15 protein-coding genes and 1 pseudogene are annotated in these 26,523 nt (G+C 73.3%); 14 read left to right on the forward strand and 2 right to left on the reverse strand.

The annotated features are described in order from the left end of the window. Positions 1-152: 152 nt before the first annotated feature. The 4 genes and pseudogenes from NX801_RS14775 to NX801_RS14790 all read left to right on the forward strand — a co-directional run bounded on the left by NX801_RS14775 (position 153) and on the right by NX801_RS14790 (position 5,361). Positions 153-1,376 (forward strand): arginine deiminase, encoded by a 1,224-nt coding sequence (locus NX801_RS14775; protein WP_258788162.1) that lies wholly within the window; start codon positions 153-155, stop codon positions 1,374-1,376. 98 nt (positions 1,377-1,474) lie between these two features. Further along, positions 1,475-2,476, forward strand: coding sequence for an ornithine carbamoyltransferase (gene argF / locus NX801_RS14780; RefSeq protein WP_258788163.1), 1,002 nt, complete (start codon positions 1,475-1,477; stop codon positions 2,474-2,476). Positions 2,477-2,608: 132 nt separating this feature from the next. Then, positions 2,609-3,511, forward strand: a pseudogene (arcC, locus tag NX801_RS14785) (carbamate kinase); the annotation flags it as partial. 176 nt (positions 3,512-3,687) lie between these two features. Beyond that, positions 3,688-5,361, forward strand: coding sequence for a YfcC family protein (locus NX801_RS14790; RefSeq protein ID WP_258788164.1), 1,674 nt, complete (start codon positions 3,688-3,690; stop codon positions 5,359-5,361). 133 nt (positions 5,362-5,494) lie between these two features. Here the strand turns inward: NX801_RS14790 and NX801_RS14795 are convergent, their stop codons facing one another. Continuing rightward, the gene (locus tag NX801_RS14795; protein ID WP_258788165.1) at positions 5,495-6,667 is read right to left on the reverse strand and encodes an SDR family oxidoreductase; all 1,173 of its coding nucleotides are present in this window, start codon (positions 6,665-6,667) and stop codon (positions 5,495-5,497) included. Between the two features lie 429 nt (positions 6,668-7,096). Between NX801_RS14795 and NX801_RS14800 the strand changes: the two genes are divergently transcribed. Next, positions 7,097-15,400 (forward strand): type I polyketide synthase, encoded by an 8,304-nt coding sequence (locus tag NX801_RS14800; protein WP_258788166.1) that lies wholly within the window; start codon positions 7,097-7,099, stop codon positions 15,398-15,400. 133 nt (positions 15,401-15,533) lie between these two features. Continuing rightward, complete coding sequence (locus tag NX801_RS14805; protein ID WP_258788167.1) at positions 15,534-16,769, forward strand: WS/DGAT/MGAT family O-acyltransferase; 1,236 nt, start codon at positions 15,534-15,536, stop codon at positions 16,767-16,769. Positions 16,770-16,824: 55 nt separating this feature from the next. Here the strand turns inward: NX801_RS14805 and NX801_RS14810 are convergent, their stop codons facing one another. Then, entirely contained in the window at positions 16,825-17,796 is a 972-nt protein-coding gene (locus NX801_RS14810; RefSeq protein WP_309505839.1) for a ScbA/BarX family gamma-butyrolactone biosynthesis protein, read from the reverse strand. Positions 17,797-17,910: 114 nt separating this feature from the next. Between NX801_RS14810 and NX801_RS14815 the strand changes: the two genes are divergently transcribed. From NX801_RS14815 to NX801_RS14850, 8 genes are all read left to right on the forward strand, one after another. Continuing rightward, positions 17,911-18,543, forward strand: coding sequence for a ScbR family autoregulator-binding transcription factor (locus NX801_RS14815; RefSeq protein WP_258788169.1), 633 nt, complete (start codon positions 17,911-17,913; stop codon positions 18,541-18,543). Between the two features lie 700 nt (positions 18,544-19,243). After that, on the forward strand, positions 19,244-20,272 hold the full coding sequence (locus tag NX801_RS14820; protein WP_258788170.1) for a 50S ribosomal protein L11 methyltransferase: 1,029 nt from the start codon (positions 19,244-19,246) through the stop codon (positions 20,270-20,272). A 61-nt stretch (positions 20,273-20,333) separates the two neighbouring features. After that, positions 20,334-21,752 carry an iron-containing redox enzyme family protein gene (locus tag NX801_RS14825; protein WP_258788171.1) on the forward strand — a complete coding sequence of 473 codons (1,419 nt, stop codon included), beginning with the start codon at positions 20,334-20,336 and terminating at the stop codon, positions 21,750-21,752. Further along, positions 21,740-22,117, forward strand: coding sequence for a Rieske 2Fe-2S domain-containing protein (locus NX801_RS14830; RefSeq protein ID WP_258788172.1), 378 nt, complete (start codon positions 21,740-21,742; stop codon positions 22,115-22,117). The genes NX801_RS14825 and NX801_RS14830 overlap by 13 nt, the downstream gene beginning before the upstream one ends. A gap of 88 nt (positions 22,118-22,205) precedes the next feature. Beyond that, complete coding sequence (locus NX801_RS14835; protein ID WP_258788173.1) at positions 22,206-23,477, forward strand: ATP-grasp domain-containing protein; 1,272 nt, start codon at positions 22,206-22,208, stop codon at positions 23,475-23,477. A 35-nt stretch (positions 23,478-23,512) separates the two neighbouring features. After that, entirely contained in the window at positions 23,513-24,172 is a 660-nt protein-coding gene (locus NX801_RS14840) for a LysE family translocator (protein ID WP_258788174.1), read from the forward strand. A 73-nt stretch (positions 24,173-24,245) separates the two neighbouring features. Further along, on the forward strand, positions 24,246-25,718 hold the full coding sequence (locus NX801_RS14845) for an amidase (protein ID WP_258788175.1): 1,473 nt from the start codon (positions 24,246-24,248) through the stop codon (positions 25,716-25,718). Between the two features lie 109 nt (positions 25,719-25,827). Further along, entirely contained in the window at positions 25,828-26,502 is a 675-nt protein-coding gene (locus NX801_RS14850) for an HAD family hydrolase (protein WP_258788176.1), read from the forward strand. Positions 26,503-26,523 lie beyond the last annotated feature (21 nt).

Below are 26,523 nucleotides of genomic sequence, written 5' to 3' on the forward strand. Positions count from 1 at the left end.
GACAGAGTTCAAGTGCGGTTCCGGCCAGGGATCTCGCCACCGGAACGGGAGTCACCCCCGGGAGCGGCGGTCGACCCGACCCGACCCCCTCCGCCCCCGCCCGGCGGCCGTCCCTGGCCACCGCACCCCTTCGTACCCCGAGGAGCAGCGTCATGACCTTCCACGTCGATTCCGAGACCGGCCGGCTCAGGCAGGTCGTCCTGCACCGCCCCGACCTGGAGCTGAAGCGCCTCACCCCGCGCAACAAGGACGACCTGCTCTTCGACGACGTGCTGTGGGTCAAGCGGGCCCGGGAGGAGCACGACGCCTTCGCCGACGCGCTGCGCGACCGGGGCGTCCGGGTCCACCTCTTCGCCGACCTGCTGACCGAGACCCTCGACGACCCGGCCGCCCGCGCCCTGGTTCACGACCGGGTCTTCGACGAGCGGGAGTTCGGCCCGCTGGCCACCGACCGGATGCGCGCCCTCTTCGACGCGATGGACCCGGCCGAACTGGCCTCCTGCCTGATCGGCGGCATGACCCGGAGCGAACTCCTCGACCGGCTGGGCCCGGTGGCCAGTGTCCGGCTGCACGCCATGGCGCCCGACGACTTCGTCCTGGCCCCGCTGCCCAACCACCTCTTCACCCGCGACACCTCCTGCTGGATCTACGACGGGGTGAGCGTCAACCCGATGAAGAAGCGGGCCCGGCGCCGCGAGACCGTCCACTTCGAGGCGGTCTACCGGCACCACCCGCTCTTCGAGAAGCAGGAGTTCCACCGCTGGTCCGACGGCCAGGCCGGCTACCCCGCCACCATCGAGGGCGGCGACGTCCTGGTCATCGGCAACGGAGCGGTCCTCATCGGCATGAGCGAGCGCACCACCCCGCAGGCCGTGGAGCAGCTGGCGCTGCGCCTCTTCGCCGCCGGATCGGCCCGCCGGATCGTGGCCGTCGACATGCCCAAGGCCCGCAGCTTCATGCACCTGGACACCGTCATGACCATGGTCAGCGGGGACACCTTCACCAAGTACGCCGGGCTGGGAATGCTGCCCACCTGCACCATCGAGCCGGGCCCCGGCGGCCAGGGCCTCGCCCTCACCGACCACGAGCCGGAGTACATGCACCAGGCCATCGCGGACGCCCTCGACCTGGACTCCATCACCGTGCTCACCGCCGCCCAGGACGTGCGCTCCGCCGAGCGCGAGCAGTGGGACGACGGCTGCAACGTCCTCGCCGTGGAGCCCGGTGTGGTGTTCGCGTACGAGCGCAATGTCACCACCAACACCTATCTCCGGCGCAACGGCATCGAGGTCGTCACCGTCCGGGGCAGCGAGCTCGGCCGGGGCCGGGGCGGCCCGCGCTGCATGTCCTGCCCGGTGGAGCGCGAGGCCGTCTGAGCCCCGGCCCCGCCCCGTACCGCCGTACCTCCCGAACTTCCCCCACCTCCCGTCCGGCACCCGCCGTACCGCACCACCCCGCAAGGAGCGACATCCCCATGGCCCCCAACCTCCGCCACCGCAGCTTCGTCAAGGAACTCGACTTCACCCCCGAGGAGTTCCGTTTCCTGCTCGACCTCTCCGCCGGGCTCAAGGCCGCCCGCTACGCCGGCACCGAGCAGCGGCGGCTGGCGGGGCGGAACATCGCCATCGTGTTCGAGAAGACCTCCACCCGCACCCGCTGTGCCTTCGAGGTCGCCGCCCACCAGCAGGGCGCGCACGTCACCTATCTGGACCCGAGCGGCTCCCAGATAGGCCACAAGGAGTCCATCAAGGACACCGCCCGGGTCCTCGGCCGGCTCTACGACGGCATCGAGTACCGGGGCAGCGGCCACCACATCGTCGAGGAACTGGCCGAGTACGCGGGCGTCCCGGTCTACAACGGGCTGACCGACGACTGGCACCCCACCCAGTCCCTGGCGGACGCTCTCACCATGTGGGAGAACACCGACAAGGCGCTGCACGACGTGTCCGTCGCCTACCTGGGCGACGCCCGCAACAACGTCGGCAACTCCCTGCTGCTGGCCGGGGCTTTGCTCGGCATGGACGTCCGGATGGTCGGCCCGGAGGCGCTCCGCAACGCGCCCGAAGTGGTGGAGCGGGCCCGGGAGATCGCCGAGACCACCGGCGCCCGGATCACCGTCACCGACGACCTCGCCGCCGGGGTGGCCGGGGCGGACTTCCTCTACACCGACGTCTGGGTCTCGATGGGCGAGCCCAAGGAGATCTGGGACGAGCGGATCGCGCTGCTGAAGCCGTACCAGGTGACCATGGACGTCATCGAGGCCACCGGCAACCCCCGGGTGAAGTTCCTGCACTGCCTGCCCGCCTTCCACAACGCGGAGACCAGTGTCGGCGCCGAGGTCCTGGCGCACACCGGGATGACGGCGCTGGAGGTGACCGACGAGGTCTTCGAGTCGTCCCACTCCATCGTCTTCGACCAGGCGGAGAACCGGATGCACACCATCAAGGCGGTCCTGGTCGCCACCCTCGGGGACTGAACCCCTCGGCCCGGCCCGGGAGTTCACCCCGGACCGGGCATCGCCCCCGGGCCCCGGAGCTCTGCCCCGCCTCCCGGTCCCACCCCCGACCGCCCCACCGCACACCCCCACCACCGCACAGGAGGACCGAGAATGCGCGTCGTCGTCGCCCTCGGCGGAAACGCCCTGCTCCGCAGGGGAGACAGCCCGGACGCCTCCGTCCAGCTCACCAACGTCCGGGCCGCCGTGGCCGCCCTGGCTCCGCTCGCCCACCACCACGAACTGGTCATCACCCACGGCAACGGCCCCCAGGTCGGGCTGCTCGCCCTGCAGAGCGCCGCCGACCGGAGCCTCACCAGCCCCTACCCGCTGGACGTGCTCGGCGCCGAGACCCAGGGCATGATCGGCTACTGGCTGCTCCAGTCGCTCCAGAACGCGCTGCCCGACCGACAGGTGTGCGCCCTGCTCAACCAGACGCTGGTCTCCGCCGCCGACCCCGCCTTCGCCGACCCCACCAAGTTCGTGGGCCCGGTGTACGGCGAGGAGGAGGCGAAGCGGCTCGCCGCCGAACGCGACTGGACGGTCCGCCAGGACGGCGTCCACTGGCGCCGGGTGGTGCCCTCGCCGGCCCCGCAGCGGGTGGTGGAGACCCGGCTCATCCGGCTGCTGCTCACCTCCGGCGCGGTGGCCGTCTGTGCCGGGGGCGGCGGCGTCCCGGTCGTCCGCGACGAGGCCGGGCGGCTCACCGGGGTGGAGGCCGTGGTGGACAAGGACCTCACCGCCGCCATGCTGGCCGAGGCGCTGGACGCGGACGCGCTGCTGCTGCTCACCGATGTGCCCCAGGTGGTGAGCGGATACGGCACGCCGGCCGCCGAACCGATCGGGCACACCACCCCGGCCCGGCTGCGGGCCGAGCGCTTCCCGGCCGGCTCGATGGGCCCGAAGGTGGAGGCCGCCTGCCGGTTCGTCGAACTGACCGGCGGGCTCGCCGCGATCGGCGCGCTCACCGACGCGCCCGCGCTGCTGAACGGCACCGCCGGCACCCTGGTCACCCCCGGCGGCCGGCTGCCCGCCGCCGCGCCCAGCCGTGGCGCCTCCGCCGCTCCGGGACCCGGTGGCCCGGCGGCGGTGCCCGATCCCGGCCCCGCTCTCTTCCCCGGCGCCGGCCCGGTACCGGCGTCCGCCACCGCAGCCGCACCCGTCCCCACTCCCGTACCTTCCCAGGACCGGCCATGAGCACACGGATCCGCCCCGCCGTCCCCGCCGACTCCACAGCCCCGGCCGGACGGCCGGAGGGAGCCCCCACCGACCCGGGCACCCCCGCCGTCCCGGCCGCCGGCGGACCGGACGGCTCCACCGCGCCCGACAGCTCCACCGCGCCCGACAGCTCCGCCGGGCCGGACGGCGCCGCGCCGGCCGCCGCAGCGCCGCAGGAGCCGGGCCCGAAGCGCCGCTTCCGGTTCCCCTCCGCCTTCACCGTGCTGGTGGCCGTCACCCTGGTGGTCTGGGCACTCACCTTCGTCATCCCGGCCGGCCGCTACGACACCACGGAGGACGGCGCCCCCGTCCCCGGGAGCTACCACTCCGTCTCGCTCACCACCGGTTTCGGTGACCGGCTCAAGGACCTCTTCCTGGCGCCCGTCAACGGCCTCTACGGAGTCACCGACTCCGGGAGCGGGCTCACCGCGCCGGGCGGCTCCGGGGACTTCGCCGGGGCGGCCGGAGTCTTCCTCTTCGTCCTGGCGGTCGGCGCGTTCATCACCGTCACCCTCCGCACCGGGGCCCTGACCTCGGGCGTCGCCCGGCTCGCCGCCCGGCTCGACCGCCACCGCACCCTGCTGCTCGTGGTGCTGCTGGTCCTCTTCTCGCTGGGCGGCACCACCTACGGCATGGCGGAGGAGACCCTCGGCTTCTACGCCCTGCTCATCCCGCTGGCGCTCAAGCTGGGGTACGACCGGATGACCGGCGCCGCCGTCATCATGGTGGGCGCGGGCACCGGCACCCTGGCCTCCACCGTCAACCCGTTCGCCACCGGAGTCGCCTCGGACAGCGCGGGCATCGGCACCGGCGACGGCATCGCGCTGCGGCTGCTGATGTGGGCGGTGCTCACCGCCGTCTCCGCCGTCTTCCTGGTCCGGTACGCCAACCGCGTCCACCGGGACCCGTCCCGCTCGCTGGCCGAACCGCTGCCGGAGGACGCGGAGCTGCGCGCCGAGGGCACGGAGGCGGAGGCGCTGACCGCCCGGCAGAAGATCGTGCTGGCGGTCTTCGGCGCCACCTTCGCCTTCATGATCTTCGCCGTCATCCCCTGGGCCGATCTGGGCATCGGCTTCCTGCCGACCCTCGGCTGGTACTTCCCCGAGCTGGCCGCCCTGTTCATCGTCGCCTCGGTGGTGGTGGGGCTCTTCGCCGGGCTGGGGGAGCGCGGCACCTCCGAGGCGATCGTGGCCGGCGCCGGGGACTTCATGGGCGCCGCGCTCGTCATCATGCTGGCCCGGGGCGTCACCGTCATCATGAACAACGCCGCCGTCACCGACACCATCCTCCACCGGCTCCACGACGCGGTCTCCGGCACCTCGTCGGGCGTCTTCGCGGTGCTGATGTTCCTGGTGAACCTGCCGCTCGCCTTCCTGGTCCCGTCCTCCTCCGGACACGCCGCGCTGGCCATGCCGGTGCTCGCCCCGCTCGCCGACTTCGCCGGTGTGCCCCGGGCGCTGGTGGTCACCGCCTATCAGTCGGCCTCCGGCTGGATCAACCTGATCACCCCGACCTCGGCGGTGGTGATGGGCGGGCTCGCCCTCGCCAAGGTCCGCTACGACCGCTACCTCCGCTTCGTCGCCCCGCTGATGGGGCTGCTGTTCCTGCTCACCGGCACCTTCCTGGCGGTGGCGGCGGCCCTCGGCTGAGCCGCCCCGCCCCCTCCGCCCGAGAAGGCCGGCGGGCCGCACTCCCCAGAAGGCGCGGCCCGCCGGCCGTGCGGCGTCCGCGCACGCGCCGGCGGTACGGGCCACGGGACACGGGCGCCGCCCGGCCCGCCGGTCAGGCCGGGGGCACGGGCGCCGCCGGGCTCACCGGTCCGGCCGGCCCGGGCACCGCCGGGCGGCCGGCGGCGCCGGGTGCGGCGGCCGGGGCGGCGCCGACCGCGCGGCTCAGATAGGCGCCGTCGACCGGCGCGGGGTCCGGGAAGTCGCCCACCAGCCGCCGGAAGACGGTGCGGTCGAAGGTGCGGCGGTGGGTTCCGAGCGCCGAGAGCAGATCGGTCCAGTGCCGGGAGAGCAGCGTGGCGGCGGCCGGTGACACGGGGGTGCCGGACTCCAGCCGCACCTCGATGCCGGGGTGCCGGAGCCGGACGGCCCCGATGAAGTCACCGAGCGAGATGTTCTCCGGGTGCGTCGCATGAGCCGTCAGACACCCGGCCTCCCGCCGGCCCGCGGCGGCACGGACAGCGGCCTCGGCCGCCCAGCCGACCTGCGAGGTGCTGAGCTCGCCCGCCGGATCGCCGGGAAAGCCGATGAGAAGCTTTCCGGAGTGCCCCGTCCCGGCGGTCCGCCGCACCACGTCGTCCAGGATCTCGTTGAGCACGTCCATCGGCTGTCCCGGTACGCCCGGCGGGGCCACCCGGTCGTCGACCAGCAGCCCGGTACGGAGGACCAGGGCGTCCCGCCCGGTGCGTCCGGCCCAGGCCCGCACCAGCCGTTCGGCGGTGTACTTGCTCTGCTCGTAGGCGGTGGCGAAGCCGTACTCCTCGGTCAGCTCGTCCTCCCGGACCGTCCCGTGGGCCCGGTTGCCGGCCACATAGGCGGTGCTGATGTGCACCAGATCCGCCCCGGGTGCCCGCTCGGCGAGGTCCAGCACGGCCCGGGTGCCCAGCACATTGCTCCGGTGCAGGGCCGCCGGGTCGCCCTGCGCGCTCAGCAGCGCCGCGCAGTGCCAGACCCGGGTCACCCCCTGTGCCAGCTCCGCCGCCTGGTCCTCGGTCAGCCCCAGGCGCGGCCGGTCGAGGTCGGCGGAGGCGTACCGCACCCGCTCCAGGCGCCCGCCCGGCAGCGGCTCGGGGGAGAGCCAGGCGACGGCCCGCTCCACCCGGGCCCGGAGGGTGCCGGGCTCGTCGCGCCCGAGGACGGTGAGGGGCACCGGCGGGTCCTGGGTGAGCAGCAGACGCAGTACACGGCTGCCGAGGAAACCGGTCGCCCCGGTGAACAGCACGGTCATCTCGCACCCTCGCTCTCCCTCCCGCCGGCGGGAGGTGTCCGGCCGCCCGGCCGTCCGGACGCGCGCCGGGGCGGTGATCGCCGCGCCGGCCAGCCTGACCGACGGCTCCCGGCGGCCGGACGGCCCCGGGGCATCCTTCGCCCCGCCGCCGCACGGCAGGTCGTGAACCGGCCGTGCGCCACCCGAAAGTGCTTCGTCCCGAACAGGTGTTGACGACCGGGGCGGTACGGCCGCCCGGCAGACGGGTTGGACGCGTCACCGAGGGAGCCCGCGTCCGCGCATCCGAAGAACACATCATTGCGTCATCCGTGTGCACACCCTGGCGAACGGGTGAATCGTTACGGTGCGCGCCGGTATGCGCCCACTACCGTGCCTACCCGCCACGGGCACGGGAGAGCGCCCGTGCCGACAGCAGGAAGGCCCGCGCCGATGAGCTCTGTCCGCAACGCCCCGCCCCAGTGGCCGATCGCCGTGGTCGGCGCCGCCTGCCGGCTGCCCGGCGGCATCCGCTCGCTCGACGAGTTGTGGACGGCGCTGGAGCAGGGCCGGGACGCGATCACCGAGGTGCCGGCCGACCGGTTCGACCAGCGCCTCTTCGTGGACCCGGCGGTGCCGCGCCCGGGCAAGAGCTACACGGCCGCGGGCGGCTTTCTGGACGATGTGACCTCCTTCGACGCCGGCTACTTCGGGATCTCGCCGAAGGAAGCCGGGCACATGGACCCCCACCACCGGCTGCTCCTCGAACTGACGGCGGAGGCCCTGGACGACGCGGCGATCGACCCGGCGCGCTGGGCCGGCACGGACACCGCCGTCTACGTCGGGATCTCCGACAGCAGCTACGCCGGACTGCGCGCCCAGCAGCCGCGCGGCATCGGCCCGTACACCATGGTCGGCACCGCCTCCTCGATCGCCGCCAACCGGATCTCGCACAGCTTCGACCTGCGCGGCCCCAGCATGGCTGTGGACACCGCCTGTTCGTCCTCGCTGGTCGCCTTCGACCGGGCCTGCCGGACGCTCTGGGACGGCACCAGCCGGACCGCGGTGGTCGGCGGGGCGAACATGCTGCTCGGCCCGTTCTCGTACATCGGTTTCTCGCAGGCGTCGATGCTCTCGCCACGTGGCCGCTGCGCGCCCTTCGCGGCCGGCGCCGACGGTTTCGTACGCGCCGAGGGCGGCGGGGTGGTGCTGCTGAAGCCGCTGGCGGACGCGGTGGCCGACGGCGACCGGGTGCACGCCGTGGTGCTGGGCAGCGGGACCAACAGCGACGGCCGGACGCCGGGCATCGCGCTGCCCAACCCGCATGCCCAGGAGGACCTGCTGCGCCAGGTGTACGCCCGGGCCGGCGTCCACCCCGACGAGCTGGTCTACTTCGAGGCGCACGGCACCGGCACGGCGGCCGGGGACCCGCTGGAGGCCGGCGCCATCGGACACGCGCTGGGCGTCCGCCGGATCACCGGGGAGCTGCCGATGGGCTCGGTGAAGAGCAACCTCGGCCATCTGGAGCCCGCCTCGGGCATGGCGGGGCTGTGCAAGGCGCTGCTGGTGCTGCGGCACCGGCGGGCGCCGGCCTCGCTGCTGCCCGGGGAGATCCCGCACCCGGACATCGACTTCACCGGGCTGGGGCTCCAGCTCCCGGAGGAATCCAGGCCGCTGGCCGCCTCCGGGCGCGCCGTGGTGGGGATCAACTCCTTCGGGTTCGGTGGCTCCAACGCCCATGTCGTCCTCGCCGCCCCGCCGGAGGCCGGACGGGCCGTGGTACCGGACGCGCGGCGGACACCGGCCGCGGGGACGGCGGTCGCGCCCGGGACGACGCCGGTGACGCCCGGGTCGACGGCGGTCCCTTCCGGGTCGGCGGCCGCCGCCGGGGCGGCGCCCGAACCGGATCCCGGGCAGGCGGGGGACGCGGTGCCGCCCCCGGTGCCCGGCTCCCCGGGGGCGGCTTCCGGGGAGCCGGGGGAGCTGCCGGTGCTGGTCAGCGCCCGTACCCCGGCGGCCCTCGGCCAGGCGCTCCGGGACACCGCCGAGCGGCTGGCCGGCGCGGACGCCCGGGACTTCTACGACCTGGCGTACACCTCCTGCGTCCGGCGCGGCCGGCACCCCCACCGGGCCGTGGTGCTGGCCCGTACCCCCGCCGAGGCGGCCCGGCAGCTGGCGGGTCTCACCGCACCGGGAGCGCCCGCCGCTCCGGCGGGGCCCGGGGCGGAGACCGGCCCGGGAGCGCCCGCCGCTCCGGCGGTCCCCGGGGCGGCCGACGCGTACCGCACCGGCGACGGCGCGTCCGGTACCGGCGGTGACGCGTCCCGTGCGGGCACCGAGGCGCCGGGCGGCCCGGAGGCCCGGAAGCAGGCACCCCGGGCCGGGGCCACCGCCCTGGTGCCCGCGCCCGCCCCGGCCCCCGAGGACTCCGCCGGCGGACCTGGCGCGCCCGTCCCGGCCGCCGGGGACCGCACCACCGGGCCCGCCCCGGCCGCCCCCACCGCCGGTTCCGCCGCCCCGGCGACGGTGCCGGCGCCCGCCGCCGCCCCGGAGGACACCCCGGTGCCGGCCGCCGGGGTCGCGAGCCCCCGGCCCACCGCCGGAGCCCGGATCGTCCGCCCCCGGGAGGACGGCTCCGGCACCCCGCCCGGGGCGGCCCGGGGCGAGGCGGTGGCTCGGGGCACGGTCGCCCTGGTCTTCACCGGGAACGGTGCCCACTGGCCGGGCATGGGCGCCGACCTGTTCGCCCGCGACACGGTGTTCCGGGAGGCGGTCGCCGCCGTGGACGCCGAACTGGCGCCGCTCACCGGCTGGTCGGTCGCCGGACTGATGGCCCGCCCGGCCGAGGAGTGGCGGCTCGGCGCCACCGAGGTGGCCCAGCCGGTGCTCTTCGCGCTCCAGGCCGGGCTGGTGGCCGTCCTGGCGGCGCACGGAACCCGGCCCGCGATGGTGCTCGGTCACAGCGTCGGGGAGATCGCCGCCGCGCACGCCGCCGGGGTGCTGACCCTCGCCCAGGCCGCGCGGGTCGTCGCGGTGCGCAGCGCGGCCCAGGCGACCACCGCCGGCACCGGGCGGATGGCCGCCGTGGGGCTCCCGGCGGACGAGGCCCGGGCGGAACTGGCCGCCTACGGCGGGCTGCTGGAGATCGCCGCCGTCAACAGCGAGCGCGAGGTGACGGTGGCGGGCGAGCCGGCCGCCATGGGCGCGCTCGCCGCCCGGGCGGCCGAGCGCGGGTGGTTCTTCCGCAACCTCGGTCTGGACTACGCGTTCCACAGCGCCGCCATGGACCCGGTGCGCCCGGCGGTACGGGAGCCCCTCGCCGGGCTGGCCCCGGCGGCCGGGACGGTGCCCTTCTACTCCACCGTCACCGGTGCCCGCACCGACGGCACCGCCCTGGACGCGGAGTACTGGTGGCGGAACGTCCGGGAGCCGGTACGGTTCTCCGACGCGGCGGACGCGGCCCTCGCCGACGGCGCCGACGTCTTCCTGGAGGTCGGCCCGCATCCCGCCCTCCGCGGCTATCTGCGCACCGCCGCCGACCGGCGCCCGGGCGTCACCGTGGCGGTCCTGCCCACCCTGCGGCGCGGCCAGGACGGCCCCCGGCGGCTGGCCACCACCCGCGCCGCGCTGCTCGCGTGCGGGGCCAGGACCGACTGGGACCGCTACTTCCCGCGCCGGGGCCGGGTCGCGGAGCTGCCCGCCTACCCCTGGCAGCGCGAGCGGCACTGGGAGGGGTCCCCGCACGTCTGGGTGCGGACCAGCGGCGACGGCACCCGGGAGCACCCGCTGCTCGGGGAACGGCTGCCCGCGCCCCATCCGACCTGGAACGGCGCCGTCGAACCGGTGCTCACCCCCTGGCTGGCCGACCACCGGATCGCCGGCTCGGTGGTGGTGCCCGCCACCGGCTATGTCGAACTGGCCCTGGCGGCCGGGCGCCTGGCCCTGGACGCCCCGGTCGAGGTCGAGCACCTGGACATCTCCAACGCCCTGGTGCTGCCCTGGCCGGACGCGGGCGGTGTGCGGGTGCAGACCACCCTCCGGGCCGACGACGGCGCCCTGGCGATCACCAGCCTGGACGAGCAGCTGCGGGAGCCGCGCGGCCATGTCCGGGCGCGGGTGCGCAAGCTGCTGCGGTCCCGCCCCGCCCCGCTGGACCCGGCCGCCGCCCGGGAACGCTGCCCGGAGCTCCGGGACGTGGCCGAGATCCACCGGGCCTACGACCTGGTGGGGCTCCAACTCGGCCCGTCCTTCCGGGTGCTTGAGACACTGCGCACCGGGGCGGGCCGTTCGCTCGCCTCCTACCGGCACGAGGCGCCGGGGGACCCGTACACCGTCCACCCGGGTCTGCTCGACGGCGCGCTCCAGGCCGGGGTCGCCCTGCTCGTGGACCGGCTCGAACAGGGCCACGCCTACCTCCCCGCGACCATCGAGGCGGTCCGGGTCTGGGGCACCCCCGCCCAGGCCGGACTGATCGAGGTGACCGAGCGCAGCCGGACCGACGACGAGGTGTGCTGGGACCTGCTCGTCACCGACGCGTCGGGGGCCGTGACGGCGCAGGTGGAGGGGTGCCGGCTGCGGCGGGCCCAGTCCCGGCACCGCGGGGCGCTCGGCACCGTCCACACCGAACTGCGGGCCGCCCCGCACCCCGGGCCGGTCGCCGCACCCGGCCCGCTGCCCGAGCCGGCCCGGCTGCTCGCCGGCGCCCGGGAACGGATCGACGCGCTGCGGGCGGACTGGCGGGAGCTCTCCGGCGGGGGCGCGGCCATCGAGGCCCAGAAGGAATGGCTGGCCCACGGCTACGGAGCTGCGGTGGCGGAGCTGTTCACCGCCCCGGGCGACTCCTTCGACCTGGACCTCCTGGTACGGCGCGGACTGCCCGCGCACCGTCGCCGGCTGCTCGGGGCGCTCGCCCCGCTCCTCGAACGGTACGGCCTCTGGCGGGCCGAGCCCGGCGGCGGCCGGTGGACGGCGGCCCCGCTCCCGGCCCGGGGCGTCGCGGAGGCGGCGTACGACTATCTGCTCCGCCACCCCGCGTTCGGCCCCGGTCAGGCGCTCGCCCAGCACCAACTGAGCCGATTCACCGAGGAGTCGCGGTCCGGTGGCGGTGCCGGGAAGCCGGCGGTCTCCGAGTCCGCGAACCGGATGCTGGAGCAGTGGTACGACACCGCTCCGGCGGCCCGCTTCCAGCACCGGCTGGCGCAGGCCCTTGTCGAGCGGATCGTGGCCGCCTGGCCCGCCGACCGCGCGCTCCGGGTGCTGGAGATCGGTGCCGGCCCCGGCTCCACGGCCGCGGCGCTGCTGCCGCTGCTGCCCGCCGAGCGCACCCGCTACCACCTCACCGACCTCTCCGCCGCCGCCCTGTCCCGCGCCGAGACCCGGCTGGCCGCCCATGACTTCGTCAGCTACGCACCCTTCGACCTGGACGCCGACCCGGCCGGCCAGGGGCTGGATGAAAGCGGCTACGACGTGGTGATCGCCGCCCACGCGCTGCACACCGCCGCCGACCCCCGTGCCGCCTTGCGCCGGGTACGGGCGCTGCTGGCGCCCGGCGGACAGCTGCTGGCGGTGGAGTCGCACGACACCGAGCTGTACGCGGCGCTCACCGGCTCCTCGGACGGCCCCGGCGCCGCCGCGCTCACCGATCACGAACCGCGCGAACCGCGGCCGTACGGCGGGCTGTTGGCGGGTGACTCCTGGCTCGCCCTGCTGGCCGACTGCGGCTTCACCGGCGCGGTGCACACCGGCGACGACCCGCGCCCCGCGCACTCCGCCCACTCCGTGCTGCTCGCCGCCCGCCCGGCGGAGCCGGCCGGAGCCGCCGGGGAGGCGCCCGGCACGGGCGGGGAACCGGCCGCCGCGCCGGGTGCCGGCCGCCCGGGTGAGCTGCCCGCCGCCGAGCCCGGGACGGTCCATCTGGTGGTCGCCGAGGACGACGGCGAACGCCCGCTGGCGGACGCCCTGGCCGCCCTGCTCACCACCCCGGGCACCGGAACGGCGGCCGTCGCGGGCGGCCTCCCGGAGAGCCCCGGGGCGTGGGCCGACCGGCTGACCGCCGCCCGCGAATCGGCCACCAACGGCGGGACGGCCGGCGCGGCTTCTGGTCCGGCCGGGGAACTGGTGCTCACCGTGCTGCTCGGCGAGCGGGAGCCCGGAGGTCCGGGAGCCGGGGACCCGGCGGCCGACGGGGTGGCCGGTCACGTGGCCGGGGCCGCCCGCCGGCTGGCCGCCCTGGGGGCTCTGGCCTCCGCGTCTCAGAACCTCCCGGGAGAGATCCGGCTGCGGCTGGTCACCCGGGAGTGCGGCGCCGTGCCCGGACCCGACCCCATCACCCACCCGCAGGACGCCGCCGTCTGGGGCGGCGCCCGTACCCTCGCCAATGAACACCCCGGCCTCGGCACCCGCCGGATCGCGCTGCGCCGCACCCCGGACCCCACCGCCGACGCCGGCCGCCTCGCCCGTGAACTGCTCACCCCGACCGACGAGGACGAGGTGGTGCTCACCGCCGCCGACCGGTTCGTCCCCCGCGAGAAGCGGAGCCCGCGCCGGCTGCGGCCCGCCGGGGAGCGGCCGTACGAACTCACCGTCCGTGACCCCGGGCTCTCGTACCGGCTCGTCTGGCGGGAGCGGGCGGAGGCCCCGGCCCCCGGCCCCGGCGAGCTGCTGGTCCGGGTCCGGGCCGCCGCGCTCAACTACCGCGACATCATGGAGAGCACCGGCCTGCTGCCGGGCGAGATGCGCGAGACCACCCACCGGGGTGCGGGTGTCGGCCTGGAGTGCGCCGGCGAGGTGCTCGCCCGCGGCCCCGGCGTCCGGCGGTTCGCCCCGGGCGACCGGGTGACCGGCATGGCCCCCGGCGCGCTCGCCAGCCATGTGGTGATCCACGAGAACCACGCCTCCGCCGTCCCCGGGGGCATGTCCTTCGCCGCCGCCACCACCGTGCCGGTCGCCCACACCACCGTCCGGTACGCCCTCGACCGGCTGGCCCGGCTCGCCCCCGGCGAGACCGTGCTGGTGCACGGGGCGGCGGGCGGCGTCGGGCTGATGGCCGTCCATCACGCCCGGCGGTGCGGTGCCCGGGTGATCGCCACCGCGGGCAGCGAGCTCAAGCGGGACTTCCTGCGCGGCCTCGGCGTCGAACACGTCCTGGACTCCCGCACCCTGGACTTCGCCGAGCGGGCCCGGGAGCTCACCGGCGGCCGGGGCGTCGATGTGGTGCTCAACTCCCTGGCCGGCGAGGCCATCGGCCGGGGCCTCGAACTGCTGCGCCCCGGCGGCCGGTTCGTCGAGCTGGGCAAGCGCGACTTCTTCGAGAACAGACCGCTCTCGCTGCGCCCCTTCACCAGGAACATCGCCTTCTTCGGCGTCGACATCTCCAAGCTCTCCGCCGACGACCCGGCCCTGGTGGAGATGCGGAGCCGGGGCGTGGACACCGCTCTGCCGTACACGGTCTTCCCGGCCGCGCGGATCACCGAGGCGTTCCACCTTCTCCAGCACTCCCAGCAGATCGGCAAGGTGGTGGTCACCCTCGGCACCCTGGACGAACCAGTGCTGGTGGAGGAGCTGCCCGAACCACCGCGGCTCGACCCGGAGGGCAGCTATCTGATCACCGGTGGCACCAGTGGCTTCGGTGCCGCCACCGCGCACTGGCTGGCCGACCTCGGCGCCCGCCGGCTCGCTCTGGTCAGCCGGCGCGGCGCGGAAGCACCGGAGGCCGCCGGGCTCCTGAGAGAGCTGGCCGCGCGCGGGGTCGAGGCCACCGCGTACGCCGCCGATGTCACCGACGCCGGTGCCGTGCGCCGGCTGCTGGACGCGATGGAGGCCGGCGGGCACCCGGTCCGGGGGGTGGTGCACGCCGCGATGCACCTGGACGACGACGAACTCACCGCCCTGGACGCCGGGCGGGTGGCGGCGGTGCTCGCGCCCAAGATGGGTGGCGCCGAGGTGCTGGACCGGGTGTTCCGGGAGCGGGGGGACACGCTGGACCTCTTCCTGCTGTACTCCTCCGGCACCACGACGGTCGGCAACCTCAAGCAGGCGTCCTATGTGGCGGCCAATCTCTTCCTGGAGGCGCTGGCCAGGCAGCGCCGGCAGCGGGGCCTGCCCGGGCTGGCGCTCGCCTGGGGCGCGATCGCGGACGCCGGGTACGTGGAGCGCAACGACCTGGCCCCCTCGCTCGCGGCCTATGGCATGGAGGCCGTCACCGCGCGGGAGGCGTTCGCCGCCGCCGGTGAACTGCTCTCCGGGGAGCGGCCTTTCGTGGGCGTCGCCCGCGCCGACTGGTCCAAGGCGTGGATGCTGCCCCTGCTGGGTACGCCCCGGCTCCGTGGCCTCGCCCCGGCCCGGAGCGCCGGCGACGACGAGCCGGAGGACCTGCTGGCCCGGTTCGCCGCACTGCCGCCCGAGGAGGCCCTGGCGGAACTCACCCGCTGTCTGACCGACTTGCTCGCGGAGGTGCTCCACCTGGAGCCGGGCCAGATCGACCCGTACCGCCGGCTGGACGAGTACGGTCTTGACTCGCTGATGGCGACCCAGGCGCTGGTCACCATCAACCAGCGGTACGGCGTGGACATCCCGCCGATGGAACTGCTCCGGGGCAACGGCACGGCCGACGAGTTCGCCCGGGTGGTACAGCTCCGGCTGGGGCTCGGCGGGCCGTCCGGGGCAGCGGCTTCCGTCGCCCTCCCGGCCCAGCCCGCCGCCGGAGCCGGCGCCCCGGCCCGCCCCGCCGCCGACACGTCGTCCGGCGGCCCCCGATGAGCCCCCGTCACCGGGCCGGGCGGCTCCGGGGTCGTCCCCGTCACCGGGCCGGGCGGCCTTCGGTGGTTCCGCGTCACCGGGCCGGCCGGTGGTGCTCCGGCGCCCCCGCCCGGCGCCCGGCCGGGGCCGGCCGGTGAGCCGCACCCGCTGCGTCGACCGGGTCTATCTGGCCGACGCCGTGCCGGTGACCACCGGGCTCTGCCTGGACCTCGCCGGACCGCCGCCCACCGGGGACGAGGTACGGAACCGGCTGGCCGAGCGGGTGCCCGCGCTGCCGGCCCTCGGGCTCGGTGTGAACCGCTCGGGCACCCGCTTCGTACCCCTCCCGCCGCGCCCCGGCGATCAGTTGCGGCTGCTGCCGGTGGCGCCGGGGGAGTGGGACCAGGCCACCGAGACCCTGCTGCGCCTCCCGCTCGCGGCGGCCGGGGGCCCGCTCTGGGACCTCACCCTGCTGACCGCCCCGGGCGAGCGGCGGTTCCGGCTGTGCCTGCGGGCCCATCACACCCTGCTCGACGGCGTGGGCATCGCCCATACCGCGCTCGCCCTGCTGGCCGACCGGCCGGTGCCCGGACCGTACCCGGCCAGGACCGGCCGGCCCACCGCCACCGGTGCGGCGGCTCTCGCCCGTACCGCCCTCGGCTCGCTGCGCCGCCCCCAGTGGCCCGGGTTCGGAGCGGAACGCCACGGGGACTTCCGCTGGGTCTACGCGGACCTCGGCGAACCGCTGCTGCGGCGGGCCGCCGATCGCCACGGGGTCACCGCCAACGACGTCTTCCTCGCCGCCCTGGCCCGGGCCTTCCACATCTGCCGCCCCGACACCCGGCCGGACGCGCCCTGCCCCGACCTGCCGCTGGCCATGCCGATGTCGGTACGGGACGGGCGCACCCGCCTCCACCCGGGCAACCACCTGGTCTTCGGCCACTTCATGCTGCCGGTCTCCGCCCCGGACGCCCGCACCGCCCTGGCCCGGGTCGTCCGGACGACCGCCAGGCTGCGCGCCTGCCGATACCGGGACACCGTATGGGCGCTGTACGACACCGCCGCGCTCACCCCGGTCACCTCGGCCCACCTGCGGCTCTCCGCCGCCCGCGCCCCGGTCTCGGCCAGCCATGTCGCCCTCCCGGAGGCACCCGTCTGCTTCGGCGCCCCGGTCACCGCGGCCGCCCGGCTCCCGGTCCCCGCCGGCGGCGCCCGCTGCTACGCCGGCCTCACCCGGGTCGCCGCCACCGCCCGGCTCCAGGTGGTCCACGACACCTCCGTCCCCTGGGCCGCCCGCCTCCCCGCCCTCTGCGCCGACACCGTCCGCGCCCTGGCCAAACCGGAGGGGCACGACCCGGCCAGCCGGTGCCCGGGTCGGACCTGCGACTGAACCCGCCTCTCCGGCAGGGGGTCGACGGGACGCGCGGAGCGTCCGGGCGTCGCGTTCAGTGCGCGGGGCGGGTGCCGACGGCGCAGGTGAAGACGGTATGGCCCGCTTGTTCGCCGGTCACCTGCACGACGGTGTGACCAGCCGGGTCGGTCCGGTCGGCCCGGGCCCTGATCCGGCATTCGGTGCCGAGCTCCGCGTAGCGCCGGAAGGTGCCGCTCATGCGGAACGGGACGGGGGATCCCGGACGCGCCAGGGCCAGGGCCGCCTGGCGGGCGGCCTCAAGCAGGACCATCCCCGGCACATGATCCACCGGATGGTCGAAGTAGATGGGATGCGTGGGTTCGACGCGCAGCTGCCACTGGCGGGGGCGGCGTGCGTCCTGCCGGCTGAGCACCACGTCGCGGGACGACTCCCGGCCGACGGTGTCGGGGGAGACCGGTGCCGGCAGCGCGCCGCTCGACGCGTGCCGCCGGTCGCCGCGCAGCCGGTCGTAGGCCGCCGGCGACGCGCAGCTGAAAGCCGCCTCGCCCGTGGCGACCGGCAGTCTGTCCCGGAAGGCGGTGACGCTGTAGCGCAGGGAGGCGAGGTGTCTTCCCCGCATGGTGATCTCATCACAGGTGGTCAGTAGTTCGATCTCCGTCGGGCTGAGGTCGGCGACCAGCCCTCCGGGAACGACGTCGTAGGAGAGGCTCCACATCAGGAAGTGATGGCCCAGAGGCACGCCGTACTGCGTATGGGCAAGCAGTGCCCCGGCCTGCCGGATGGACTCCGCCAGCAGCATGGGGTCCTGCTGACCGGCGCGGGGCCGGTACAGAGAATGCCCACGCGGCCACTGGGCGCCTATCGAGAACGTGTCCCTGTCCAGACGGTGCCAGTCGGTGAGGAAGACCTCCGCGACCGCGGCTCGGTGCACATACTGACGGGGGACCGCTGTGGTGACGGGGCGCCTTCCTGGGGTTCCTGGGCCGGCGGGAGACAGCGGGACGGTGGATGCCGCCGCAGCGGCCTGGCTGGGCAGGGAGGGCATGGGGACACCTTGTCGGGCTGAGGAGAGCACCCGGGAGGTACGGGATTCTCGCCTGGACCGGTCGGTAACATACAGTTGTGTCGGTAATCGAGCGCCGGCAGTGGGGAGTGCAGCGTGGCCCAGCGAGAACGAGGCTCCAGAACACGGCGCCTGATCCTGGAGGCCGCCGCCGAGGCGTTCGACGAATTCGGGTACGACGGGGCCAGTACGACGGACATCCTGGCGCGCTGCGGGCTGACGCGCGGCGGCCTCTATCACCACTTCCCGTCGAAGGAGGCCATCGCCGCCGCGGTGGTCGAGGCACAGAGCGAGGCGCTCGTCGTGGTGCCGCACCCGGTGAACCTGCAGGCGGCCATCCATCTGACGGTGACGTACACCCAGCGCCTGCAGAACGACCCGGTACTGCGGGCCGGCGTGCGCCTGACCGTGGAGCACAGCTCTTTCGGCAGCCGTGACGCGGCCGCGTACGAGGCGGCCACCGGCGCCATGCTCGGCCTGCTGGAGCAAGCCGGCTCGCAGGGCGAGCTGCTGCCGGGCGTCGACATCGAGGAAGCCGCTCAGTTCCTCGTGGGGACCTTCACCGGTATCCAGCTCGTCTCTCAGGTCTACAACAACCGGAAGGACCTGCTGCCGCGGGTGTCCACGATGTGGCGCTTCGTGCTGCCCGGCCTCGCGCAGCCAGGGCTCCTGCCGAGGCTCGACACGGACGCCGACGAGATCGCGGCACGCAATGGAGTACCGAACTGAGGTCGTACGGCAGCCGGTTGACCATCGGTCGGCTCCCCGCGGAGGCGGACCCCCGCAGCGCGCCCGATCCGGGGGCCCGGCATCTCTGTGAACGGCTTCGCCGCTTCCCTGTCACATCTTCGCCCAGTCCCGTCTAGAGCCTGTCGTCCGGATCCCGTCGGAGCTCCCGGCGCCTGGACGCAGGTCGCCCGGTCCGCCGCCTTGCGATGGTTCCCCTCGGCCGTGACGGGCCCGGGGGCGGTCCCGGCTCCTCGCGGCGCCGGACGCCACTCGCCCGGCCCACCGGACCGGGACGAAAACCTCGGTCTCAGCTGGTCCAGACCACTTTCCAAGACGACCGTTCTGCCTGTCAAGTAGATAAGCACGTACATGCCATCTCGCCGTCCATGACCGGCCCGCTGATCAAATCCCTTGTGAATAAAGAGAGCTGGGCGTCCCGGGAGAGCGGAACGGGGTCGTTGACATGCCGACAGGTCTGTCGGTTACTGTGAGGCTGCCTGAGGGGAGCGATGGGTATGACGCGTGCCATGTGCCATACCGCGCACCACCTGTCACATCGGCGGGCACCCTTTCACGCGAAGGTGCCTCGTGCTGGACGTCGCCCTGTGACTGCCCCGCCAGTCCATGTGAGGAGCAGCAGCAAATGCGGCAAACCCGATACGCGCAGCGCACAGTACCGAAGACAGCGGACGATCCGGGCATGACCGAGGCTTCGGGCCTGAGCACTCGACAACGTTTGATCGACGCTTCGTTACAAGCTCTGACACAGGAGATGAGGGAGGTGGCGGAACAGGCTTCGGGTCTGCTCATCGACACCGTCCAGGACGAGGAGAGCGACTCGGCGCTCTTCGCGCGAGTCGCCAGGAGAGCCGTACCTCGCTGGCACTTCGCGATGCTGAACGACGCTGAACGCAACGACGCGCTCATCACGGCTCTGGCGCAGAGGGTGCCCGCCGGAGCGACCGTGCTGGACATCGGTTCCGGGACCGGTCTGCTCGCCATGGCAGCCGTCCGGGCGGGCGCGGCGCGGGTGATCACCTGCGAGATGAATCCCCTCCTCGCGGAAGTCGCCCGGCAGGTGATCGACGCTCACGGATTCAGTGACGCCGTCACCGTGATCGCGAAGCCGTCCACCATGCTGGAGGTCGGCCGCGAACTCGACGGCCCTGTCGACATGCTGGTGTCGGAGATCGTCGACTGCGGTCTCATCGGGGAAGGGCTGCTTCCCTCCATCCGGCACGCCCGCAGGCACCTGCTGAAGCCGGACGGCATCATGATGCCGTCCGCGGCCCGTATTCACGGACGCCTCGTGAGCAGCGAAACGGTATCGCAGCTGAACCAGGTCACCACGGCCGTCGGATTCGACGTCTCGCTGCTGAACAAGCTGTCCACGCGAGGACACTTCCCCGTACGCCTCGATACCTGGCCGCACCAGTTCCTGTCCGACACGGTTTCGGTCGCGGAGTTCGACCTGGCAGTGGACCCCCTGGAACCGGACGCGCGGACCGTCGACATCACCGCGACCGGGGACGGCGACGCGCACGCGCTGGCCGTCTGGTTCGAGCTGGACCTGAGCGATGACATAACCCTGCGTAATGCCCCGAACGGCGGTCGGTCCCACTGGATGCAGGGGTGGGTTCCGCTGGCCAAGGCGACCCCGGTGAGGGCCGGCGAAACGCTGTCACTGCACGTCCGGTGGAGCGATTTCACCCTCAGCGCCGGCGCGTAGACCGCTTGACATCCATGTCACCCACTCGAACGACCTCTTCTCCAGGGAGCAGGACTGACCCATGAGTCGTGTGCCGCAGCATGTACCGTTCGAGCTCGGTGGGGCCGCCCTCCGCGACGCCATCATCCAGTACGCCACCAACCCGATCTACCTCGACGCCGACGACTGGCAGAACCACGACAATCCCTACCGTCGTCAGCTCAGGCCGCAGATCCTTCCCCATCTCGACTTCGACAGGGTGCCGGGCCGGGAGAACATCCTCGACTACCCGAGTCTTGCCGCTCAGCGCCTGCTCACCACCATCTACGAGGCCGACCTGGTCTTCTTCCCCAAGTCAGGACTGAAGGGCAAGGAAGAGGACTTCCGGGCCTTCTACAGCCCCTCCAACCGCGCCCTCGGTGAGAAGATCCGTCCCGCCCTGGAGCGATACGCCTTCGGGTTTCTCGACGACGAGGTCGAGACTTCGGGAAAGTGGACCAAGGCCAGCCTCGACAGCTACCTCGACTCACTGGAAATGAACGGGGGCGACGAGCAGTCGCCGGCGGAGCGGGCGATTCTCGGCTCCGCGGATCCCCGGCGTGCCGCCCGTATGTGGCTCGTCCAGTTCACGGCCGACTTCCTCTCGGAAGCGTCACCGATGCTCCGCAACGTGCTCGGCTACTACGGGCCCACCCAGTCCGAGTGGTTCAAGGTGATCATCGACGAGTACGGCTACGGCGTACACGACACCAAGCACAGCACCCTCTTCGAGCGGACGCTGACCTCTGTCGGCCTGCGGACGGACGTGCACCGGTACTGGCAGTACTACCTCAACAGCAGCCTGCTGCTGAACAACTACTTCCACTACCTCGGCAAGAACCACGAGCACTTCTTCCGGTACGTCGGCGCCCTGTTCTACACGGAGAGTTCCCTCGTCGACTTCTGCAGGCGGGCCGACCGTCTGCTGCGCGAGGTCTTCGGTGATTCCGTCGACACCGAGTACTTCACCGAGCACATCCACATCGACCAGCACCACGGCCGGATGGCCCGCGAGAAGATTCTCGATCCGCTGATCGAGGCCCACGGTGAGGGGATCATCCCGGACATCGTCCGGGGCATCGAGGAGTACCGCGTGCTCCTGGACGTGTCCGACGGCGACTTCTCCGCGCAGATCTCGTGGATGGACGACCAGCCGGAGCTCAAGAAGCTGCACGGTCCGGTCTACGAGGCCATTCGCGAGGGCCGAGTGGAAGCACCCGTGGCGCACCTCGTCGAGCCCTTCAACGAGTTGTCGAACACCCACTGCCACGAGGGCGACGAGCTCTGCCACATCGTCTCGGGCACCATGCGCTTCGAAAGCGGGCTCGACTCCTCGCTGATACTCGAGGCCGGCGAAGGTGTGGTCATCAAGCGCAACCGCTTGCACGGCGCCGACATCCTGTCCGACGAGTGCGTGTACGAGATCCACTCGGTGGGGGACTACCGCTCATGCCTGTTGTGAGCTTCTCCGTGGCCGGCCGGGACAACTGCGTCGTCGTCGGGGGAACGGCCTATGTCTACGCGACGGTCAAGGGACGGGGGTTCGTCATGAACGCCCAGTGCCCTCATCGCGGGGGTCCTCTGCACCTGGCCGATGTGACGGCGGACGGCTCCCAGCTCGTCTGCCCCTGGCACGAGCGGAAGACGGCCACCGCCCGGCTGCGCGGAAGGATCCCGTCGGTCAGAACCGGCAAGCGGGTCACGGCGGTCATCCCCGACCAGCCGGTGTCCCGCGGGTACGCTGCCGCCGCCGTGTGCGGAGGTGCTACGAGTCGCGAGCACCGGCCCCTGTCCCCGTCGATCACGACTCCTGTCACCGAGTCCTGACCGCCCCGGTACGACGGTGTGCCGCGGCCCGTCCCGGGTCCGCGGCACACCGGACGAACCGCAATGAGAAGGAACGAGAAGTTCGACCATGACTGGCGCTGAGCAGAGTCCGACCGCGCCCCAGGGGCCGTGCGTCATCGTCGATCCGTACTCGTCCGGCGCACTGTTCCCCGAAGCGCTGGGGGCGCGTGGTGTGCCGGTGGTGGCGGTGGTCACCGGGCCCCGCCCGCCGGAGGCCTACGCCTCTTCCTACCGGCCGCAGGACTTTCCCGACATCATCGACTACGGCGGAGACGTGAACGCCCTCGCCCGCCGTCTGACCGAACTGCGGCCACGGGCCGTGCTGGCCGGCTGCGAGTCGGGCGTGGAACTGGCCGAACGGCTCGCCCCTCTGGTGGTGCCCGCACGGTGCAATGTGCCCGAACTCGCGGAAGCGCGGCGCGACAAGAGCCGGATGGCGGCCGCCGTGGCGGCGGCCGGTCTGCCGGTCATCCCGCAGCTGTGCACGTCCGACGCCGAGGAGGCGATGGCCTGGCGGGAACGAGAAGGGCTCGCCGGCGCGGACCTGGTGGTCAAGCCACCCAAGAGCGCGAGCACCGACGGGGTGATCAAGCTCTCCGCCGGAGACGACCTGCGGGCGACGTTCGCCCGGCAGCTCGGCCGGACCAACCAGTTCGGCGAGGTGGACGACCGGCTCGTCGTGCAGAAGTTCGTCACCGGGACCGAATACGTGGTCGACACCTTCAGCCACGACGGGAAGCACGGCATCGTCGACATCTGCGCCTATCACAAGGTGTCCAACGGGCCGCACATGGCGGTGTACGACTCCATGCGGTGGCTGCCGCCCGACGACCCGGCCGCCAAGGCGGTCGCGGAGTACGTGTTCGCCGTGCTGCACGCCGTCGGTATGCGCTTCGGATCGGCTCATGTCGAGGTGATGGACACCTCTGACGGTCCTCTGCTCATCGAGCTGGGCGCCCGCCCGCACGGCGGTGGCCACCCCCGGTTCAACCGTCATGCCACCGGTGACAGCCAGATCGACCGGACCGCACGCTGGCTGAACGGGGAACCAGTGCCGGACAGCTATGAATTGCGCATGCACCAGCAGTGCGTCTTTCACATAGCCCCTCGATCCGGTGTCGTTCGCGGGGTGGACGCGCTCAGGGCCATTCGAAGCCTGCCGAGCCATCACTTCTCGGTACAGAACCTGGCCGACGGCGATCAGGTGCCGGTCACCCGGGATCTCGTCGACAGTCTGAATTTTGGCTTCGTCATTCTGGCCCACCACGACTACCGGCAGCTGCGGCGGGACTACAAGGCCGTCCGGGCCGCCGAGCGCAGCCTGTCGATCGGGGGGTAGCAATCAACGTCGTCGCATTCCTGGCCAGCTCCCTGGTGGTGATCGTCACGCCGGGACCCGACCTCGCACTGATCACGAACATGGTGCTGACGCGGTCGGTGCGCACGGCGACGGTCGCGGCACTCGGGATGATCACAGCCGGAGCCGGGCAGATCGCACTCGGAGTGGCCGGACTGACGGCCCTCCTGGCGACCAGTCCGGTGACCTACGCGGCGTTTCGCTGGACCGGGGCTGTCATCCTGCTGGTATGGGCGGTACTGGCGCTCCGCCGGGTGCTTCGCTCCAGGGGCGGGCGAGGTGACGCGCCCTCCGGCGCATCCGTGGACGCGGTCCCCGAGCGCGGCGCGGAGGAGCAGGCGGGAGCGCCGCCGCCCGGGCCGACGGAGGGGGCGGACCTGTCGCCCCGGCGCGCTTTCGCGCAGGGCCTGATGTGCACCGGGGCGAATCCCAAGGTGGGCATATTCCTGATGGCATTCCTGCCGCAGTTCGTGCCCCGGGGCGTCGCCCCGGAAATCGGTGTGCCCGTCCTTGCCGTGTGCTACCTGGCGCTGGGTCTTCTCTGGCTGCTGGTCTGGATAAGAGCCGTTCACCGGTTGCTCCGGTATGTGCGTTCTCCCCGCATGCTGGCGATATTCGACGGACTCACCGCCCTGATATTCGGTGCGTTCTCGATGAGGCTGGCACTGGGGGCGTGACAGCCGATGGAAACACGTCATCGGCGAGTACGAGTCCGTAAATGAAGGCGAACTCCCGGAAGGACGGGGCGGTATGGAGAACTTCACATCACTGACCGCGACAGAGCTTGCCGGCCTGGTCAGGCAGCGGGCCGTGTCGCCCGTCGACATCGTGCGCGCGAGCCTGGATCGCATCGAGGAGGTCAACGCCGGGGTCAACGCGTTCGTGACCGTGTGCGCGGACGAGGCGTTGCTCGCCGCGAAGAAGGCCGAGAAGGCGGTGATGTCACAAGCCGAGCTGGGCCCGCTGCACGGTGTGCCCATCGGCGTGAAGGACCTCGACCCGGTCAGCGGAGTCCGGATGACCCGGGCGTCCAGCATGTTCGCCGAAGACATCTCCCACGAGACGATCCTGTGCGTCCAGCGCCTGGTGGACGCCGGTGCGATCGTGGTGGGCAAGACGAACACCTGTGAGTTCGGCTTCAAGGCGACCACGGACAGCGCGCTGTTCGGGCCGGCGTCCACCCCCTTCAATCTGGCGATGAATGCGGGAGGTTCGTCCGGCGGCAGCGCCGCGGCGGTGGCGTCCGGAATGGTTCCGCTGGCGCAGGGGTCGGACGCGGGGGGCTCGCTGCGGGTGCCCGGCGCGTTCTGTGGTGTCTTCACCATGATGACCACCTTCGGGCGGGTGGCGGTGCCCGCCAGGCCGAACGCCTTCCGGCGGCTGAACCCCATGGTCTGCTACGCACCGCTGGCCCGTACGGTCCAGGACGCGGTGCTCGGCCTCGACCTGATGTCCGGCCCGCATCCCAGGGACCCGTACTCCTTCCCGGTGGGGGAGCCGCTGGCTGCCGCGCTCTCGTCCTCGTTGGCGGGCATGCGCGTCGCGTACACCCCCGATCTCGGCGGCTACCCGGTCGAGCCGGAGGTCGAGACCATGGTGCGGGGAGCGGTGTCCGCCCTCAAGGAGGCCGGGGCCGAGGTCGTGGAGGCGGAGTTCAGGCTCCCGGTTCCGCACGCCGAGCTCACGGCCAAGTGGCGCAGGTACCTGTCGCTCTGTCACGCGGAGTCCGCCGAGGTCAGCAAGGCCCAGGGCATCGACTTCCTGGGTGACCAGGGCAGGGACGTGGACCCGGCCTACCTGGACAGTGTCCGGACCGGCGCCGCCATGAGCGCCGTCGAATTCCGCCTGCTGGATCTGATGCGTACCCGGGTGCTGGACACCTTCGAGGACCTCTTCGACACGTTCGACCTCGTGGTCAGCCCGGTCAACTGCGTGACGGCCATCGCGAACGACGCCACTCGCACGACGGTCGGTCCCCGCCAGGTGGCCGGCCAGGAGGTCGACCGTTTCGTGGGATGGTCGATGACGAGCCCCTTCAACCTGATCGGCAGCCCCGCCGCCACCGTGCCGGTCGGCCGGGCGTCCGACGGCGTCCCGGTCGGCATGCAGCTCGCCGCACGCCGGCACCATGACGCGGCTGTCGTACGCGCGGCCGCGGCATTCCAGGAGCGGCTTCCCTGGCAACATCACTACCGGAACCTGGACCCGTCGCTCGCGGGCTAGGTCCCACGCCCGGTCGGCCGGCTCACTCCGCCGAGGGGCCACGCTCGTACCTCACGAACGCCGGCCGTGATCGAGAACATCGAGAAATTCGAGAAAAAGGACAATCTCTGTGACTGACACAACTCCGGGGGCGCTGCGCATCCGGGCGGCACTCTTCGACCTGGACGGCACCCTGGTGGCCACCGAGCACCGCAGCCGGGCCGCGTGGACCCGGCTGTTCCGCACCCACGGGGTCGAAGTGAACGACACGGTGCTCGCCACGTTCGTCGGGCGGCGGGGCCAGGAGTCGCTGGCCGACCATGTGCACAAGTTCCCCCGCGGCACCGTGGAGGAACTCTTCGCGGAGGCTGTCGGCTACCTCGAAGGTCCCGACATCCCGCCGCCGTATCCCGTTCCGGGCGCCGAGGCGCTGGTCAAGGAACTGCACGCCCAGGGCATCCCGATGGCCGTGGTCACGTCGGGTCTGCGGGAACACGCCCTCGCTCTCCTCGAACACGTCGGTGGAGCGCAGCTCTTCTCCGCCGTGATCACGGCCGAGGACGTGCGGACGGGCAAGCCCGACCCCGAGGGATTCCTGGCCGGGTGCGCGGCGTTGGGCGTCGATCCGTCCCAGGCCACGGCGTTCGAGGACGCGCCGGCCGGCATCGCCGCGGCGAAGGCGGCGGGGCTCCGGTGCGTCGCTCTGACCACCACGCACGACGCCGAGGCCCTCGGCCAGGCCGACACGGTCGCCGCCGACTACACGGAGCTGACCTGGTCGCCGCGGAAGACCCCGACTGCCTGACCCGAGCACACGGACGGACCT

It is taken from the genome of Streptomyces pyxinae (genome assembly GCF_024756275.1).
In the GTDB taxonomy this organism is placed as follows: Bacteria; Actinomycetota; Actinomycetes; order Streptomycetales; family Streptomycetaceae; genus Streptomyces; species Streptomyces pyxinae.

Coding starts and splice junctions, on each gene's coding strand:
- NX801_RS14835 (WP_258788173.1), top strand. CDS start 22,206: ATGACTGGCGCTGAGCAGAGTCCGACCGCGCCCCAGGGGCCGTGCGTC.
- NX801_RS14825 (WP_258788171.1), top strand. CDS start 20,334: ATGAGTCGTGTGCCGCAGCATGTACCGTTCGAGCTCGGTGGGGCCGCC.
- NX801_RS14830 (WP_258788172.1), top strand. CDS start 21,740: ATGCCTGTTGTGAGCTTCTCCGTGGCCGGCCGGGACAACTGCGTCGTC.
- argF (WP_258788163.1), top strand. CDS start 1,475: ATGGCCCCCAACCTCCGCCACCGCAGCTTCGTCAAGGAACTCGACTTC.
- NX801_RS14800 (WP_258788166.1), top strand. CDS start 7,097: ATGAGCTCTGTCCGCAACGCCCCGCCCCAGTGGCCGATCGCCGTGGTC.
- NX801_RS14775 (WP_258788162.1), top strand. CDS start 153: ATGACCTTCCACGTCGATTCCGAGACCGGCCGGCTCAGGCAGGTCGTC.
- NX801_RS14810 (WP_309505839.1), bottom strand. CDS start 17,796: ATGCCCTCCCTGCCCAGCCAGGCCGCTGCGGCGGCATCCACCGTCCCG.
- NX801_RS14795 (WP_258788165.1), bottom strand. CDS start 6,667: ATGACCGTGCTGTTCACCGGGGCGACCGGTTTCCTCGGCAGCCGTGTA.
- NX801_RS14790 (WP_258788164.1), top strand. CDS start 3,688: ATGAGCACACGGATCCGCCCCGCCGTCCCCGCCGACTCCACAGCCCCG.
- NX801_RS14845 (WP_258788175.1), top strand. CDS start 24,246: ATGGAGAACTTCACATCACTGACCGCGACAGAGCTTGCCGGCCTGGTC.
- NX801_RS14820 (WP_258788170.1), top strand. CDS start 19,244: ATGACCGAGGCTTCGGGCCTGAGCACTCGACAACGTTTGATCGACGCT.